The sequence below is a fragment of the Streptomyces sp. NPDC101490 genome (assembly GCF_044767145.1).
Lineage (GTDB): Bacteria > Actinomycetota > Actinomycetes > Streptomycetales > Streptomycetaceae > Streptomyces.
On record NZ_JBIWNI010000013.1, the window covers coordinates 106,972 to 122,780 of the forward strand.

Below are 15,809 nucleotides of genomic sequence, written 5' to 3' on the forward strand. Positions count from 1 at the left end.
TCTGGTTCCGCTTCTGTCGTCCGAGGTAACTGTAGTTGCTGCCATCGGCTTCCCCGTCCTCCGATCTGGTCAAGGTTTGGTCAGCTCAGGCTTCCCAGCAGTGTTGACTTTAGTCAATGACACCTGTCAAAGTCGGGCATTGGGTCAGACTCGACCGAAGGTGGCGGGAAATGATTGACGGGCTCATCGGCAACGACCTCGTGGTCAACGAGGATTCGTGCAACCTGAGCTGCACGTACTGCCTCACCGGTCAGAGCAATCTGAAGGAGGCGCACTCCGAGCAGCTGATCTTCCGGCCTCCGACGCGTGACCGATATGAACCGGAGAGCCTGCTCGGCAAGCAGCTGCCGGTCATCGACCGGCGTATCGACTCCACCTTCCGCGTGCCGTTGCTCAAGGTGACCGGTGGCGAGATCTTCCTGGTGGCGGGCGTCATGGACTTCCTGCGCGAGCAGGCGGCCGAGCACGAGGTGCTGGTCATCCAGACCAACGGCGTGCTCGTGCGCGACGCGCACCTGGAGGAACTCGCCCGGTGGGGCAACGTCGTGCTCCAGGTGTCGCTCGACAGCCACCTGCACCAGGGCAACTCCCACCGCGTCGCCTCCGCGAAGCTGCACACCAAGGTCGTCGAGCGGGTCGAGGCCATCCTCGACAGCGGTCTCGACGTCGAGATCTACGGGGTGCTCAACGACCGGAGCGTGGGCGAGCTCGCCGAGTTCGCGGGCTGGCTCGCCGACCGCCCGGTGCCCCCGGTCTTCTTCCCCTTCCCGGTGCGCGGACCGGACTCCCAGGAGTTCGCCGTACGCCCCGACCAGGTCCACCACATCGAGGAGTTCGCCGCCCGCTACGAGGAGTTCGCCTCCGTACTGCCGCCGAGGGCGTACCTCGACCGGCTGGTGAGCTTCTACCGGAACAGCGGACGCACCTTCCGCTGTCACCTGCCGCGGATGGTGATCTCGACCTTCAGCGACGGCGCCGTCACCCCCTGCCCCAACATCTGGTTCTCCAACATGGGCAACCTGCTGGAGGACGACTGGGAGGACACCCTGAGCCGGGTCGGCGAGAGCGGGCTCTACCAGGCGCTGCTCGCGGACCGGCCGCGGCTGGACGCCTGCAAGGGCTGCTTCACCCCCTGGGACACGCTCAGCATGTACTTCGACGACGAGATCACCCTCGACGAACTCTGCTCAGCGCCGACCTACTCGCCGCCCGCGATACGCGAGCTCATTACCGAGAGCAAGCGACGCTACCTGGCAGAAGAGGCCGGGCGGCGATGACCGCGCACATCGACGCGCAGTCTCCCGCCGCCGGTGCTCCACGCTCCGTGGGCGGGATTCTCTACTGCGCGCCCGGCGAGGTGGTGGCCCTGGTGGGCGAGGGCGGCGCGGCCTGGGCGGACGCCTACCGGGACGTACTGGCGACCGGCGCCGTCCCGCTGCTCGTCGACCCGGCCGCACCCGCCGCCGAGCACGCGCGCTGGCTCGCCCGCGCGGGCGGCGGGCGTCTCCTGCACACCCGGGACAGGACGCTCTCCGACGTGCCCCGCGCGGAGCTTTCGCCCGCCCGCCCGGCGACCGGCGGCCCCGTGCGGCGCCCCGGCACGGTCCTGCTGCCCAGCTCCGGCACCACGGGCACCCCCAAACTCGTGGAACGCAGCGTCGATTCGCTGCGCGCCGAGGGCCGCCGGCACGTTCGGTGGGCCGGGCTGGGGGCCACGGACAAGGTGCTGCTGCCGCTGCCGCTCTGGCACGCCTACGCCCTGGGATGGCTGCACGCCGCCCTGGAGGCCGGGGCCGAGCTGCGGGTGCACGCGCCGACCGCGCTCGGAGCCGTCCTGCGCGACATCGAACACGGCGCGACGGTTCTGCCTCTGGTGCCCACGGTCGCCCGGCTGCTCTGCGCACGGGCCGGCCGAGCCCCGCTCACCGGCACCGATCTGCGGCTCGCCATGGTGGGCGCGGGCGTCGTGGACGACGAACTGGACGACGCCTTCCGGGCGGCCCTGGGCATCGGGCTCGCCCGCGACTACGGCTCCTCGGAGACCGGTTCGCTCTTCAGCGCCCCGGCCGGAGCCCCGCCGGGGCGGGTCGGCCACCCGCTCGACGGGATCGGCTTCCGCATCGTGGGCGACGAGGGAACCGACCGCGCCCACGACGACGAACCGGGCGAACTCCAGATCCGCATCGCCGGCGAACCCGACACCGGCGACGTCGAGTACGGCTGGCGCTCCACCGGGGATGTGGCGGCCTACCACCCGGAGCTCGGGCTGCGGATCCTCGGCCGCCGGGGCCGGGCCGTCCGCCGGGGCGACCGCTGGGTCGCCCCCGAAGAGGTCGAGACGGTCCTGCGCTCGCACAGGGACGTACTGGAGGCCAGGGTCACTGGAGTGTCCGGCCGCACCGCGACCGGCCCCGTCACCCGGCTGCACGCCGAGGTGGTGAGCCTGCGCGGCACCGGGGCGGACAGCGCGGACCTGCACCGCCACGCTCAGGACCGGCTCGCCCCGTACAAGGTGCCCGACCGGATCAGGGCGGTCGGCGAACTGCCCCGCGGCCGGTCGGGGAAGCTGCTGCCCGCACGACGCCTGGTACCGGGCGACGAGGTGGCCCTGATCGCCTGCGCCCAGGGCCATAAACGCAGCGAACTCCTCTTCACCCTGATGCGGTTGGGCGTACTGGACCTGCTGAGGCAGGGGCCGGCCGACTCCGCGTGCATCGCCGGGGAACTGGGCCTCGACGCCGATGTCTGCGAGCAGTTGCTCCAGGTCGCCGAGAGTGCGGGCCTGCTGCGCGCGGCCCCGCCGGAGGAACGCGAAGGGGCGCGGACACAGAGTGCCGCGGCCGGGGGAGCGGAGCCTCCCCCGGGACCCGCCGCCGACGCTCTGGACGGCGCGCTGGCCATCCTCGCCCTGGAGGAGCGACTCTCTCGGTCCTGGGTGACCCGGGAGCGGCTCGCCTCTCTCGCCCACACCGGATCCGCCGCGCGGGCCTTCGACACCGAGGGTCCCGACGACGTCCTGCGCGGGGTCTACCAGCGAGCCATGCACACCCCGGCCGCGCACAGCCGCAGCAGGATCGGCGTCCGGCTCGCCGGGGCGCCGGACGGGCGGCTGCTGGAGATCACCTGCGGCCCCGGCCGGTACGTGCAGGCGTACGGGGCGGCCGGAGCGAACAGGCTGCTGCGGGTCGGCACCCTCGCGGAACAGTCCACGCACGGGGGCGACGACAGGCCTTCGCCCGGCGGCCCCGGCGGCCCGCCCGAGATACCGGAGCCCGAGGACGGGGAGCTCTTCGACCTGGTGGTCGTCTGCAACGCCGTCCACCTGCCGGGGCCGGGCAGCGACCTGCGGGAACTGGCCGCACGGCTGGCCCCGGGCGGGCGGCTGCTCATCGACGACGTGTTCCTGGACGCACCGGGCGGCCTGCCCCAGGAGATCCGGCTCGACTGGCTCACCCACGGAGGCTCGGCCTGGCCCACGGAGTCCACCCTGACCGCGGGCCTGGGCGCCGCCGGGTTCACCGTGCGCCGCGTGGTGCACGTCGGCAAGCCGGCCGTCACCCTCCTCGTCGCCGAACCCGAACTCCATCCGAAACCGCAGGCCGAGAGGGCCGCATGAGCGTTCACCACCCGCATTCCACCCCACTGGCCGACGGCATGTCAGGCGCCGGAGGGGACACGACCGCCGGGAGTCCGGCCGCGGGGCTCCCGGCGGACAAGACAGCCCTGGACGGCCTGACTGCGCTGGTCACCGGTGCCACCGGGCAGCTCGGCGAAGCCGTCTGCCGGCTGCTCGCCGCACGCGGCGCGGCCGTGGTCGGCGTCCACCGCACTCCCTCGGAGCGTACCGAAGCGCTCGCGGCCGGGACCGGCGCCCGGTTCCTGCGGGCCGACCTCTTCGACCCGGACGCCGCCGCCGCGCTCCTGGGACGGGTCAGGGAACTGGGCCCCGCTCCGGACATCCTGGTGTGCGCGCACGGCGCCACCGCACGCCGCCCGGTGCTCGGCGGGGCGTACGACCACGCCGCCGAACAGCGGCTGTGGCAGTTGAACACCTGCTCCGTACAGCAGTTGGCGTCCGCCGCGGCCAAGCGGATGATGCGCGCGAAGTTCGGCAGGATCGTCCTCTTCGGCTCGCGCGGCGGCGCCACCGGCATGCCGGGACAACCCGGTTACGCGGCGACGAAGGCGGCCCTGTCCGGCTGGGCCGCCTCGGCCGCCTGGGAACTCGGGCCGTTCGGCGTGACCGTGAACGTCGTCGCGCCCGGAGCGGTCCGGTCCCGCCCTGACACCGCCCAGGTCTACTCGGCGGAGGAGGACGAGAGGGCAGCGGGCCGCACCGCCGTGCGCAGGCTCGCCGAACCCGCCGAGATCGCGGAGGTGGTCGGTTTCCTCGTGGCCCCCGGAGCCTCGTACATCACCGGGCAGACCCTCCTCGTGGACGGCGGCGCCCGGTGGTGACGGACGCCCCGCCCCACCCGCGCACACCCCTTCTGCCAGACGCACCGCCCGCCGCCCGTACTGCCGTGCTCGCCGTCGACATCGGCGGTACGAAGGCGGAGGTGCGGGCCCGGGCCGGGGCGGCCGACAGCGGTGTCGTACGCATCGAATGGGGCACTTCCGGCAGGAGGCGCGCCCCCGACTTCGACGACGACATCGAGCGCCTCGACGACGCCGCACAGCGGGCACTGCGTGCCGTCGGCGCCACGCACCCCCGTACCGCGGTGCTCGCCCTGCCCGCCACGCTCGACGCCGAGGGCCGCATCAGCCGCTGGCCGGGCCGACCGTCCTGGCGGGGGCGCAGACCGGCGGCCGAACTCGCCGCGCGCTGGGGCAGCACACCCCTCGTGCGCGACGACGCGCTGCTCGCCGGGTACGCCGAGGCCCGCGCCAGGCACCGTACCTCCGGCGGCCTGCTCTACCTCGGCATCGGCACCGGAGTCGGCGGGGCCTGGCTGCCGCCCCGGCCCGCGGACGCACCGTCGCCGAGCCCGGACGAACTCCGGCCCTGCGAGGCCGGCCACCTGGTGGTGCGACCGGACGACGGACCGCTCTGCGACTGCGGGCAGTACGGCTGCCTCCAGGCGTACGCGTCGGGCCCGGCCCTGCTCCGCGCCGCCACGGCCCGGGGGGAGTCCGCAGCGCTGGCGGAGGCGGCGGACGCCTGTGCGCTGGCCGTCGCCGCCATCGGTGAACTGCTGCCGTTCGCCACCGTCGTGCTCGGCGGCGGAGTGGGCGCGACCCGCGCCGGTCTCGCCGCCGCGCTGAGCGCCCGGCTGCCCCGCCGCACCCGCCGCGGCAGCACGCTGCCCGAGGTGGCACCGGCCGTCCACGGCACGGCCGGCTCGCTCGCGGGCGCACTGCTGCTCGCCCTCTCCGCCGAGCCCGCGGAGCGCACCTCAGTGCCCCGGCCGCGACCCCGCGCGGAGGCCGCAGCGACCACAGACGCAGAGACCACGACAACCGCAGAAACCGCAGAAGGAGACCCCAGCACATGACGATCAGCGAAGAGTTCGCGCCCGCAGTCGACGCCGCACCCGCACTCTCCCTGGGGCCCGACGAGCTGCCCTCCTGGCCGCAGTACGACGACGGCGAGCGCACCGCACTGCTGCGCGCCCTCGAACAGGGCCAGTGGTGGCGTGCGGGCGGCAGCGAAGTCAGCTTGTTCGAGAGCGAGTTCGCCGCCTACAACGGCGCGCCCTACGCGCTGGCCGTCAACAGCGGCACCGATGCCCTTGAACTGGCGCTGCGGGTGCACGGCATCGGACCGGGTGACGAGGTGATCGTGCCCGCGTTCACCTTCATCAGCACCTCCCTCGCCGTACAGAACACGGGGGCCGTCCCCGTCCCCGCAGACGTGGACCCGGGTCACCAGTGTCTGACCCCCGAGTCGGTACGGGCGGTCGCCACCGCACGCACCCGGGCGATCCTGCCCGTGCACATGGCCGGTCACATGGCCGACCTGCCCGAACTGCACCGGATCGCGGCGGAGTTCGACGCCGTGGTCATCCAGGACGCGGCCCATGCCCAGGGCGCCTCCCGGGACGGGGTGCTCGTCGGCGCCGACCCGTCGATCGCCTGCTACAGCTTCCAGAACGGCAAGCTGATGACCGCCGGTGAGGGAGGGGCGCTCACCTTCCCGGACAAGGAGTCCTTCGACCGGGCCTATCTGTTGCACGCCGTCGGCAGGCCCCCGCAGGACACCACGTACCAGCACGTCACCGGCGGCATGAACGCGCGGATGAACGAATTCTCTGGGGCCGTCCTGCGCACCCAGCTGACCAGGATGGCCGGGCACAGCCTCATCCGTGAGGAGCGGGGCGCGCTGCTCGACGAACTGCTGGCGTCCGTCGAGGGGCTGCGTACCCAGACCCGCGACCCGCAGATCACGGCCAACCCGCACTACATGTACCTGCTGACCCTGGAGGGCGACCGCTTCGGGCCGGAGGCCCGCGACCGGCTGGTCGAGCTGCTCAAGGAGCGCAACGTGCCCGCGTGCGTCAACTTCCCGCCGGTCTACCGCACCGACGGCTTCTGGGCGGGCGCCACCGAGGACGTCACCGTCGGGGAACTCGCCGCCCGCTGTCCGCAGGCGGAGCTGATCGGCGCTCGCGGCCTGTGGCTGCACCACCGGATCATGCTCGCCGACCCCGAGGTCGTGCACCGGGTCGCCGAGGTGATCGCGTCCGCCGTGGACGAGGTCGGCCGGTCGTGACGGGGCGACCGTTTCGGACCGCGCTGATCGGCTTCGGCTGGATCAACGCCCAGGTGTGGCTGCCGAGGCTGCTCGCCCACCGGAACTTCGAGGTGGTCGGGGTGTACGATCCGGCCCTCACCGCCCGCTCCCTGGCCCTCACCGGCCCGGGGGCGGGCGGCACCGCCGAGCCCCCGGGCGGTGCGGCGGGGCTGCCGCCGGACCTGATCGCGGACCGGCTGGAGGACCTGCTGGCCCGGGATCTCGACCTGGCCGTCGTGGGTACGCCCAATCACCTGCACGAACAGACCGCGGGGGCCGTCCTGGAGGCCGGGGTCGCCGCCCTGATCGAGAAGCCGCTGTGTCTCTCCACGGAAGAACTGCGACGGCTCAACGCCCGCTCCTGGGACACCGGCGCCCCCTTCCAGATCAGCCGCCCCTCGACGCGTCGGCTCGATGTGGACCGGCTCCGGTCGTTGGTGCGCCAGTGGTGCGTGGGACCCGTCAGGGTCAACGCCGAGTGGCTGCGGTCCTCTGGCGTGCCCCGGCCCGGCTCCTGGTTCACCCGGCGCGATCAGGCAGGCGGGGGAGCGCTGCTCGACCTCGGCTGGCACCTGGCCGAGGTCGCCCAGGGCCTGCTGCCGGATTCCCGGCGCACCTCGCTGAACGCACAACTGCATTGTCCAAATCCCGAGTTGATACGCAGTGGAGCTGGCTGGCGCGGTGACGGTCCGGCCCCGGGCGCGGGCCCGGAGGGCGGGGTGTTCGACGTCGAGGCGGACGGCAGCCTGCAGGCCCACTACCGCGACGGCTCGGCGCTGACGCTGCGCGCGGCCTGGGCGACGGACGTGGAGGTGGACACCACGCGCATCGAAGTGCACGGCACCGGCGTCGACGGCGAGGAGTGCCACCTGGAACTGGTCACCACGTTCGGCTTCAGCCCCCATCGCGTCACCCACCCCGTCCTGAGGGTGCGGAGGGGCGACCGCAGCAGCGAGTGGCCGGTCGAGACCGTACCGGGCAAGGAGTACGACGCCCAGCTCGACGCCACCTTGGCCATGCTCCGCCGCAACCTGCCCTGGCGCGCCGAACTCCAACGCTCCGCACAGGTGTTGTCTCTGCTGGAGGACGCGTACCGGGTTGCCGGCCGTCCCCTGGTGTCCGACGTCCCGGCCCGGCCGGCGGGAGCCGTCCCGTGCTGAGCGTGGTGATCCCCACCAGGAGCAAGGTGACGTCGCTCCGGGCGACCCTCGTCGCCCTGGCCGCGCAGGAGCACCGGGGTCCGTACGAGGTGGTGGTCGTCGACGACGGCTCCACCGACGGGACCCGGGAGCTGCTGCACCGCCTGGCGGGGGAGGGGACATGGCCTGCGCCCCGGGTGGTGGATGGCCCGGAACGAGGGCGGGCCGCCGCGCGCAACACTGGGGCCGCCGCCGCCCGGGGCAGCCGTCTGCTCTTCCTGGACGACGACATCCTCACCGTGGCCGGTCACATGAGTGCGCATCAGGAATTCATGGGAGAAAAGGAATTGGCGCACGGTCCGCTGCGGGAGTTTCCCGGGGCGCGCCGCTGGCTCGAACGGTACGCGGCCGTCGGCGCGGCCGAACTGGCCGCAGCGGCGGCCCGGGTGGCCGCCGGGGCGGAGGGGCGGTTGCCGCGCAACACCCTGGAGACGCTGATCTGCGCCATGGACGAGGGGAAGGTGCCGCCCGTCGCCCCCTGGGCGGCCTGCGTGGGGGCCAACACCTCGCTGCCCCGGGCGTTCTTCGAAGAGGTGGGCGGCTTCGACGAGGGGTTCGGACACGGCTGGGGCTGCGAGGATCTGGAACTGGGGGTACGGGCGCATGCCGCCGGGGCGCACATGGTGGTTCCGGCCCCGGCGGTCGGGGTGCACCTCACCCACGCGCGCCCCGACCGCTGGGAACAGCACGCGGCGAACCTGGACCGCTTCACCGCCCTGCACGGCCTGCGTGCGGTACGGGAGCTGCCCAGGCTGCTCGGCGAGGGCGGCGGGGTGGCGGCCTACGTGGCGGCCTGCACCGAGCAGGCACCCGCAGCCCGGTAGGTCCCTAGGGCGTGTTTCGGAAGGAGCGTCGTCTGCCCGGAGGGCGGGCCTGGCGGCGTCTGGTGCGTGCGGTCGCAAGGCGGAGGGTCGCCCCGATACTGGTGGTATCGGGGTGGTCCCGACAACGCGGCGAGCGTGCGCACCAGACGCCGCCAGGCAGGCGGGACTTTCGAAACACGCCCTATGCGGGATCCCGCACCCAGTAGGTCCACGTGCAGCGGCGCGGCGCGCCCGTGCGCCGCGCCAGCGCGCGTGCGAAGGGGCGGGCGTCGCGGAACATGCCGCGCACCTGCGACTCGTACATCAGCGCGCCGCGCAGCCAGTCGGAGAAGTCGGCCGGCTCGGCGTGCTCCCGGTAGCCGCCGGGCGGGGGCGGCGGCTCGTACGGGAACTCCCGGTAGTAGCGGGCCCGAACGGGGCGCGGGGCACTGTTGTCCACCCTTGATTCCAGGGCGAGTTCGGCTGCCTCGCGCACCAGCAGGTGGTCCGCGTGGGTGCGTACGGCGAGGGGCAGGAGCACCTCGTCGTGGTCCTCGACCAGAGGACCCAGCAGCCCGGCGAGCCGGACCGTGAGGGCGGCGTCCGCGGGGTGCGGAGCGCGGCGCAGGGCGAGCGGTCCCGCGTAGAGGCCCCGGCCCGCCCCGTCACGGCGCAGCGCCGCCTCCGGAAGGCCGAGCCCGACGGCGCGCAGCGGCCAGTGGGCCAGCGCCGCAGTGTCCTCGGCCCGCCGGAGTGCGGGCGTGCCGTGCCCCTCGCGGCCTTCCCCGCCGCGATCGCCGGTACGGTGGACGCTCCCCTCGTGACCGTCCCCGTCGAAGACGGTCACGACGGTGAGCGTGCCCTCGCGGCACCACTGCCGGAGCATGCCGCCGCAGGACCAGACCGCGTCGTCCGGGTGCGGCGCGAGCAAGAGCCTCCTCACGTTGTGCCGGGACCGGTGGGACCGGGACCGGCACCCTGTGCGGCGTTCTGCGCCAGCCGGTGCACCAGCCCCAGGGCCGCCAGCCGGTAGCCGTACGCGCCGAGACCGCACAGCACTCCCGAGGCGAGCGGGGAGATCACCGAGTTGTGCCGGAAGGATTCACGGGCGAAGACGTTGCTGAGGTGCACCTCCATCCACGGTCCGGGGAAGCTTTCCAGAGCGTCCCGCAGACTCCACCCGGCGATCATGAGGGCGCCGGGATTGATGATGGCTCCCACGCAGTCGCCGGCCTCGTGCACCGCCCGTACGAGCGTCGCCTCGCTCTCGTCCTGGAGGCAGCGCACGGTGTGACCGGCCTCCGCCACGGTCCTGCGCACGTCCCGCTCGATCTCGGCGAGCGTGGTGGTGCCGTACATCTCGGGCCTGCGGGTGCCCAGTTGACCAAGGTTGGGGCCGTTGAGCAACAGGATCTCAGCCAACGGGGACCTCCCGGCGGTCCTGGTCGGCCAGCGACAGGGCCAGCAGCCCCGGCAGATCCTGCGGCATCTCCGCGAACGCGCCGGGCCCCTCCGCCAGCAGGGTCGCCCGCGAGCTCTGCCCCCAGCCGGCCGCGATCGTCGGCACTCGGGCCGCGTGCCCGCAGCGCAGGTCCAGCACGCTGTCGCCGATGAAGACGGCGTTCTCCCCGGCATGGGGCGTCCCCGGCAGCAGGGACAGCGCGGTGTGCAGGATCTCGGCGTCCGGCTTGGGCAGGGACACCTGGTCGCTGCCCACCACGACGTCCAGCAGCTCGTACAGCCCGCCCGAGCGCAGCGCCTCGACGGCGCGCTGGTGGGACTTGCCGGTGGCGACGCCGACCGGGACTCCCGCCGCGCGCAACGCGCGCAGCACCTCGGTGATGCCGGGGTAGGGGAGGACCAGGTCCAGGCGTGCGGAGCTGGCGGCGGCGTACACCGGTGCGTAGTCGGCGGTGAGGCCGAACTTCTCCAGGATGACGTGGAGCGGGGCGCCCATGTGCGTCAGGAAGGTGTCGAAGGGCGGGACACCCGGGCGGCCTGCCGCGGCCCAGACCGCGGCGAACGCGTGGCGCATGTTCTCGGTCGTGTCCAGCAGTACTCCGTCCAGGTCGAAGACGACGGCGCCGGGCGGGGTGTCCGGCAGGGAAGTCGGCGGTGTCATGCGTGCTCCGTTCACCGGGGAGAGGTCCTGACGCGTCGTGGATCACCGTCAGGAAACTAACTATAGTTGTCGAATGCTGACTCATATTGACTCTAGTTAAGAGGGCTGTCTAGTCTCGGCCCCGAGAGCAGCCGCCCACGCAGCGAGGCGGTCTCCAACGGGAGGGAGGCACCGTGACAGCACGCCCCAAGGCACTGATCCTGGGGATCGACGGCGGAAGCCTGGCGATGATGGAGCCGTTCATCGCACGGGGGCTGCTGCCCCATCTGGCCGGACTGCTCGAACAGAGCATGTACGGCGCCACCACGACCACCTGGCCCGCCCACACGGCGCCCGGCTGGAGCACCTTCGTCACCGCGCGCCGCCCCGGCGGGCACGGCGTCTACCAGTTCTTCGGCACCCAGGAGGCCGACTACGGCGACCGGTTGACCGGTACCGGCGACTTCGGGTGCAGCACGATCTGGGAGTGGCTGGCCGCACAGGGCTGGAGCGCCGGGATCATCAACGTGCCGATGTCCCACCCGCCGCGCGAGCTCCCGGGCTACCAGGTCACCTGGCCGCTGGAGCGGACCCTGCGGTTCAGCGACCCGCCCACGCTGCTCGGCGAACTCTCCAGGGCGGGCGCCCCGTTCATGCCCGACATCATGGCGATGTTCCAGGGCGACCACGGCTACCTCGACAAGGCGCTGGCCAACGTCGCGGCCCGCGGCCGCTCCATCGCCCACCTGATGGAACACCACGAGACCGACGTCGTCATGGCGGTCATCACCGAGATCGACCGGATCGCCCACCACTACTGGCACTTCTCCGACGCCTGCCACCCCGGCCACACCGTGCCCGGACAGGCCGAGTGGGGACAGGCGGTGGAGCTCATCCACCGGGCAGTCGACGCGGTGATCGGGGACATCCTCGCCACCGTCGGCGACGACACCCCGGTCATGCTGGTCTCCGACCACGGCCTGGGGCAGGGGCGGTTGAACCTCGGCGTCAACAGCCTGCTGGAGGAGGCGGGACTGCTCGCCACCAGCCCCGGCGCGGGTGGACGCGCGGGCTGGTTCGAGGCCGAGGGGCGCGGCGTCGACTTCGACCGCACCCGCGCTTACATGCCCACCCCCGGCTGCTATGGCGTCAACCTCAACCTCGCCGGACGCCAGCACCGTGGCATCGTGCGCCAGGACGAGGTCGTCGGCCTGAGCGCCGAGTTGAGCGAACTCTTCCTGTCGCTGAGAGCACCTGACACAGGACGGCCGGTGTTCGCCGCCGTGCTGCCCCGCGCGGAGGCCTACCCCGGGGCGATGTCGCACACGGCACCCGACCTGCTCCTCGTGCCCGCCGACGAGGGCGTGCTCGCCGACCCCGGCCCGGTCGGCGGCATCTGGCGCCCCAGCGAACAGACGGGCATGCACCGGTACGCGGGCCTGTGGGCCTACCGCTCGCCGCGCGTCCCGGCCGGCCGCCGCGAGGAGCCCGTCGCGCTCTGCGACCTCGCCCCCACACTGCTGCACGACCTCGGACTGCGCCACCCGGCCGCCGCGCACGGCCGGCCGGTGCCCGAGGTGCTCGACGCGGGCGCCGGACCGCTGCCCTTCCTGCCCGACCCGGGTGCGCCGGCACCGCACCCGAAGGACACCGCACGCAGCCTGCGTGAGGACGACCTGACGGCCCGGACGCTCAGCGCCATGGGCTATCTCTGAGAGGAACCACGAGATGACCGCGACAGCCGAGACCAAGGACCGACTGCGCAAGGTGGTCGTCGAGGCACTGCGCCTGGACCGCGACCCGGCCACCGTGCCCGACGAGGGACTGCGCGCAGCGCTGGACATCGACTCGGTGGCCGGCCTGGAACTGCTCATCTGGGTCGAGAACGAGTTCGGCATCCAGATCGACGACGAGGACCTCAGCGTGCTGCTCGTCGACTCGCTGAACGTCCTGGGCGACTACGTCGAGGAGCGCCTGGCCGCCACCGACGCCGTACCGAGCGCGGGGACCCTCGGATGACCCGCCGGCGCGCCGTCGTCCTCGTCACCGAGGGTGCGGCGCCCGAACTCCTGGAGCGCTGGGGGCCCGATGTCCTGCCGGCCTTCGCCAGGCTGCGGGCCGAGGGCGCCTGGGGCACCATGCGCTCCGAGCTGGTGCCCTACGAACCCTCGGGCCTGATCAGCGCGTTCACCGGGCACGGACCCGCCGAGCACGGCTGCTTCTCGTACTGGGACGCGCACAGCCCCGACTACGAACCGGCCGTGCTCGACAGCTCCTCGCCGAGCCGGCCCCTGCTGTGGCAGCGGCCGGAGCTGGCCGACATGACGAGTGCTGTCGTCAACGTCTTCGGCACGCACCCCGTCCAGCCCCTCAACGGCAGCTGCATCGCCTACCCGATGCGCCGCACCCTGCACGCCTGCCACCCCCGTGACCTGCCCGTACGCCTCGGAAAGGAGGGCATCCACCCCGCCCACGACGTCAACATCTGGTTCCAGGGACAGGACCGGGCGGAGTTCACCAGCAAGGTGCTCGGCGCCGACCGGGCCCGCGCGGACGCCGCCCTCCACCTGTTCGACGGCGGCCAGGGCGACGCGCCCGATCTGCTCGTCCTCAACCTCACCGCCATCGACCGGCTCTCGCATGTCTACTGGCAGGAGCTGGAGCCGGGCAGTCCGGTCGCCGAGGAGGACCAAGCGGTGCGCCGGGCGTACCAGCAGGTGGACGACGTGCTCGGGGCGTTCCTCGACCGGGCCGACGAGCACACCGAGGTCCTGGCGTTCTCCGAGATCGGCTTCGGTCCGCTGCGCGCGTACGTCTCCGTCAACGACGTCCTGCAGGCCGCCGGACTGCTCACCAAGGGCGCCGACGGCCGCCCGGACTGGACGGCCACCGAGGCGTTCGAAGCGGTCCAGGGCACCCAGGGCGTCAACCTCAACACCGTGGGACGCTACAAGCACGGCATCGTGGAGCCCCACCGCCGTGAGGACACCCTGAACCGGGTACGCGAGGTGCTGCTCGCCCATCTCAACCCGTACACCGGGCTTCCCCTGTTCGCGGACGTGCTGCGGGCCGAGGACGTGCACAGCGGCCCGGCCGCCGCCCGGGCGCCCGACCTGATCCTCGTCCCGTACGACTGGCGCTACCTGCCGCTCGGGGACACCCACTGGTCGGCGCAGGTGCACCGCACGCTGCAGAGCGGCTGGCACCGCAGGGAGTCGTACTGGGGCGGCCTCGGCGGCTCCTTCGGCACCGGCGACGGCCGCGCCGGAGAGCCGCTCGACGTGGCACCGACCGTGCTGCGGATGCTCGGCCGGCCGCCGCTGGACGACCTGACCGGCAGCCCCCTGGGGGCCGCCGGATGACCGGGGCCGCGGGGGAGCCGGCGGTACGGGAGCACGCGGGGGCTGCCGCACCAGGGACGGCGGCTCCCGTAGGCCCGGAACTCTCTTTGGCCGTAGCCGAGTTCGTCCCGCTGGCGGTCACCCTCGACACCGAGGGCGGGGCCTGCGTGGCCGGGGTCACCGCCGAAGGGCGGTGGCTGCGGCCCGAACCGGTCACCGCGGCCCAGGTAGCCGGCACCGATCCCGGCTACGTCATGCACCGTCCCGTACGGCTGGTGCTGGGCCCGGCCACCGGCGACGGTGCCCGGCCCGAGGACCGTGCCGCGGGCGGCGCGCCCCGGCGGGCCGGGCCACCGGCGGGGCCCGCCGGGCGGGCCGCGCTCCTGGCGGCCGTCGCCGATCCGGACGTCGCGACCGCCTTCGCGGGCGGGCGCAGCGCCGGACTGGTGGCGGTCCGCCCGTTGGGCTTTCGCCACCAACGTTCCACCGGCGGACGGACTTTCCTGCGAATGGAGTTCACCGACAGCACTGGCGAGCACTTCGACTGGATCGTCCGCGACCTCAGGCTGCTGGACGCCGGGCCCGGCGAGGTCGCCCTGCCCACCGGCCCCGAAGCCCCCGTCCTGTACGCGGCCGTCGGCCTCACTCACCCCAACCACCGCTTCCCCGGCCGATTCCGCGGCTGCCACCCCCTGGTGGTGGGCCTGCACCCGGCCGACGGAAGCACCCTCCTCCCCACCGAGACCTCACTGGAAGGAACCGCCGGTGCACCAGGCACTGCGTGAACTGGAGAACGAGACCGTACACATCCTGCGCGAGGTGCAGCAGCGCTTCGAGCGCCCCGCCCTGCTCTGGTCGATGGGCAAGGACTCCACCAGCCTGCTCTGGGCGATCCGCAAGGCGTTCTTCGGCGAGGTGCCCTTCCCGGTCCTGCACATCGACACCACGTACAAGTTTCCCGAGATGTACGAGTTCCGGGACCGGATCACCGAGGAGTGGGGACTCGACCTGCGGGTCCACCGCAACGAGGAGGCGCTCGCCGCCGGCATGGGCCCCACGGTGGGAAGCAAGCTCGACTGCTGCACCGCGCTCAAGACGAACGCGCTCAAGCAGGCCATCGCCGCAGGCGGCTACGACGCCGTCATCGCCGGCATCCGCGGCGACGAGCACGGGGTACGGGCCAAGGAGCGCATCTTCAGCCCGCGCGACGCCTCGTTCTCCTGGGACTACCAGGACCAGCCGCCCGAGTTCTGGGACCTGCACGAGACGGCCGTGGCCGACGACGGGCACATCCGCGTCCACCCCATGCTGCGCTGGCGCGAGATCGACATCTGGGAGTACGTCCAGGCCGAGAACATCCCCGTGCCCGGGCTCTACTTCGCCGAGGACCAGAAGCGCTACCGCTCGATCGGCTGCGCTTGCTGCTGCACCCCCGTGAGCAGCACGGCGACCAATGTGGTTGACGTCGTCCTGGAGGTCAGGCACGCCCGCGACGGCGAACGGGCCGGGCGCGCGCAGGACAAGGAGGACGCCGCCTCCATGCAGAAGCTGCGGGCCCTCGGCTACATGTGACCCGGCAACAGCTGCGGGCCCCCGGCCGCCGGTGAGCCCCCGTACCGACAGGAATCGAGC

15 protein-coding genes are annotated in these 15,809 nt (G+C 73.0%); 12 read left to right on the top strand and 3 right to left on the bottom strand.

Annotated elements, in window-relative coordinates:
* Positions 1 to 170 precede the first annotated feature (170 nt).
* The 7 genes from ACIRQY_RS22875 to ACIRQY_RS22905 all read left to right on the top strand — a co-directional run bounded on the left by ACIRQY_RS22875 (position 171) and on the right by ACIRQY_RS22905 (position 8,756).
* Complete coding sequence (locus ACIRQY_RS22875; RefSeq protein ID WP_403928503.1) at positions 171 to 1,277, top strand: radical SAM protein; 1,107 nt, start codon at positions 171 to 173, stop codon at positions 1,275 to 1,277.
* Positions 1,274 to 3,616, top strand: coding sequence for an AMP-binding protein (locus tag ACIRQY_RS22880; RefSeq protein ID WP_403928506.1), 2,343 nt, complete (start codon positions 1,274 to 1,276; stop codon positions 3,614 to 3,616). The genes ACIRQY_RS22875 and ACIRQY_RS22880 overlap by 4 nt, the downstream gene beginning before the upstream one ends.
* Entirely contained in the window at positions 3,613 to 4,458 is an 846-nt protein-coding gene (locus ACIRQY_RS22885; RefSeq protein ID WP_403928509.1) for an SDR family NAD(P)-dependent oxidoreductase, read from the top strand. The genes ACIRQY_RS22880 and ACIRQY_RS22885 overlap by 4 nt, the downstream gene beginning before the upstream one ends.
* 65 nt (positions 4,459 to 4,523) lie before the next feature.
* Entirely contained in the window at positions 4,524 to 5,495 is a 972-nt protein-coding gene (locus ACIRQY_RS22890; RefSeq protein WP_403928512.1) for an ROK family protein, read from the top strand.
* Positions 5,492 to 6,712 carry a DegT/DnrJ/EryC1/StrS family aminotransferase gene (locus ACIRQY_RS22895; protein ID WP_403928515.1) on the top strand — a complete coding sequence of 407 codons (1,221 nt, stop codon included), beginning with the start codon at positions 5,492 to 5,494 and terminating at the stop codon, positions 6,710 to 6,712. The genes ACIRQY_RS22890 and ACIRQY_RS22895 overlap by 4 nt, the downstream gene beginning before the upstream one ends.
* On the top strand, positions 6,709 to 7,893 hold the full coding sequence (locus tag ACIRQY_RS22900) for a Gfo/Idh/MocA family protein (protein ID WP_403928518.1): 1,185 nt from the start codon (positions 6,709 to 6,711) through the stop codon (positions 7,891 to 7,893). The genes ACIRQY_RS22895 and ACIRQY_RS22900 overlap by 4 nt, the downstream gene beginning before the upstream one ends.
* A complete protein-coding gene (locus tag ACIRQY_RS22905) occupies positions 7,887 to 8,756 on the top strand; it encodes a glycosyltransferase family 2 protein (RefSeq protein ID WP_403928520.1) in 870 nt (289 codons plus the stop codon). The genes ACIRQY_RS22900 and ACIRQY_RS22905 overlap by 7 nt, the downstream gene beginning before the upstream one ends.
* A 181-nt stretch (positions 8,757 to 8,937) precedes the next feature.
* On the opposite strand, the gene ACIRQY_RS22910 is transcribed toward ACIRQY_RS22905, so the two are convergent.
* Genes ACIRQY_RS22910 through ACIRQY_RS22920 form a run of 3 tightly spaced genes read right to left on the bottom strand, consistent with a single transcriptional unit; the run spans position 8,938 to position 10,857 of the window.
* A complete protein-coding gene (locus ACIRQY_RS22910; protein ID WP_403928523.1) occupies positions 8,938 to 9,666 on the bottom strand; it encodes a PIG-L deacetylase family protein in 729 nt (242 codons plus the stop codon).
* Between the two features lie 8 nt (positions 9,667 to 9,674).
* Positions 9,675 to 10,157: a type II 3-dehydroquinate dehydratase gene (locus tag ACIRQY_RS22915; protein ID WP_403928526.1), complete on the bottom strand. Its 483-nt coding sequence runs from the start codon at positions 10,155 to 10,157 to the stop codon at positions 9,675 to 9,677.
* Positions 10,150 to 10,857 (bottom strand): HAD family hydrolase, encoded by a 708-nt coding sequence (locus tag ACIRQY_RS22920; protein ID WP_403928529.1) that lies wholly within the window; start codon positions 10,855 to 10,857, stop codon positions 10,150 to 10,152. Before ACIRQY_RS22920 ends, ACIRQY_RS22915 begins: the two co-directional genes overlap by 8 nt.
* A 173-nt stretch (positions 10,858 to 11,030) precedes the next feature.
* On the opposite strand from ACIRQY_RS22920, the gene ACIRQY_RS22925 reads away from it, so the two are divergent.
* The 5 genes from ACIRQY_RS22925 (at position 11,031) to cysD (ending at position 15,749) form a co-directional block, all read left to right on the top strand.
* Positions 11,031 to 12,551, top strand: coding sequence for an alkaline phosphatase family protein (locus ACIRQY_RS22925; protein ID WP_403928532.1), 1,521 nt, complete (start codon positions 11,031 to 11,033; stop codon positions 12,549 to 12,551).
* Positions 12,552 to 12,564: 13 nt separating this feature from the next.
* Positions 12,565 to 12,855, top strand: a complete 291-nt coding sequence (locus ACIRQY_RS22930; RefSeq protein ID WP_403928535.1) for an acyl carrier protein — start codon at positions 12,565 to 12,567, stop codon at positions 12,853 to 12,855.
* Positions 12,852 to 14,198 (top strand): alkaline phosphatase family protein, encoded by a 1,347-nt coding sequence (locus ACIRQY_RS22935; RefSeq protein ID WP_403928539.1) that lies wholly within the window; start codon positions 12,852 to 12,854, stop codon positions 14,196 to 14,198. The genes ACIRQY_RS22930 and ACIRQY_RS22935 overlap by 4 nt, the downstream gene beginning before the upstream one ends.
* A gap of 86 nt (positions 14,199 to 14,284) precedes the next feature.
* On the top strand, positions 14,285 to 14,962 hold the full coding sequence (locus ACIRQY_RS22940; RefSeq protein ID WP_403928542.1) for a hypothetical protein: 678 nt from the start codon (positions 14,285 to 14,287) through the stop codon (positions 14,960 to 14,962).
* Positions 14,943 to 15,749: a sulfate adenylyltransferase subunit CysD gene (gene cysD / locus ACIRQY_RS22945; protein WP_403928545.1), complete on the top strand. Its 807-nt coding sequence runs from the start codon at positions 14,943 to 14,945 to the stop codon at positions 15,747 to 15,749. Before ACIRQY_RS22940 ends, cysD begins: the two co-directional genes overlap by 20 nt.
* Positions 15,750 to 15,809 lie beyond the last annotated feature (60 nt).

What these genes read in the sequence shown, in the direction of transcription:
- ACIRQY_RS22875 (WP_403928503.1), top strand. Translation starts at nt 171, where the DNA reads ATGATTGACGGGCTCATCGGCAACGACCTCGTGGTCAACGAGGATTCG.
- ACIRQY_RS22880 (WP_403928506.1), top strand. Translation starts at nt 1,274, where the DNA reads ATGACCGCGCACATCGACGCGCAGTCTCCCGCCGCCGGTGCTCCACGC.
- ACIRQY_RS22885 (WP_403928509.1), top strand. Translation starts at nt 3,613, where the DNA reads ATGAGCGTTCACCACCCGCATTCCACCCCACTGGCCGACGGCATGTCA.
- ACIRQY_RS22895 (WP_403928515.1), top strand. Translation starts at nt 5,492, where the DNA reads ATGACGATCAGCGAAGAGTTCGCGCCCGCAGTCGACGCCGCACCCGCA.
- ACIRQY_RS22920 (WP_403928529.1), bottom strand. Translation starts at nt 10,857, where the DNA reads ATGACACCGCCGACTTCCCTGCCGGACACCCCGCCCGGCGCCGTCGTC.
- ACIRQY_RS22930 (WP_403928535.1), top strand. Translation starts at nt 12,565, where the DNA reads ATGACCGCGACAGCCGAGACCAAGGACCGACTGCGCAAGGTGGTCGTC.
- ACIRQY_RS22935 (WP_403928539.1), top strand. Translation starts at nt 12,852, where the DNA reads ATGACCCGCCGGCGCGCCGTCGTCCTCGTCACCGAGGGTGCGGCGCCC.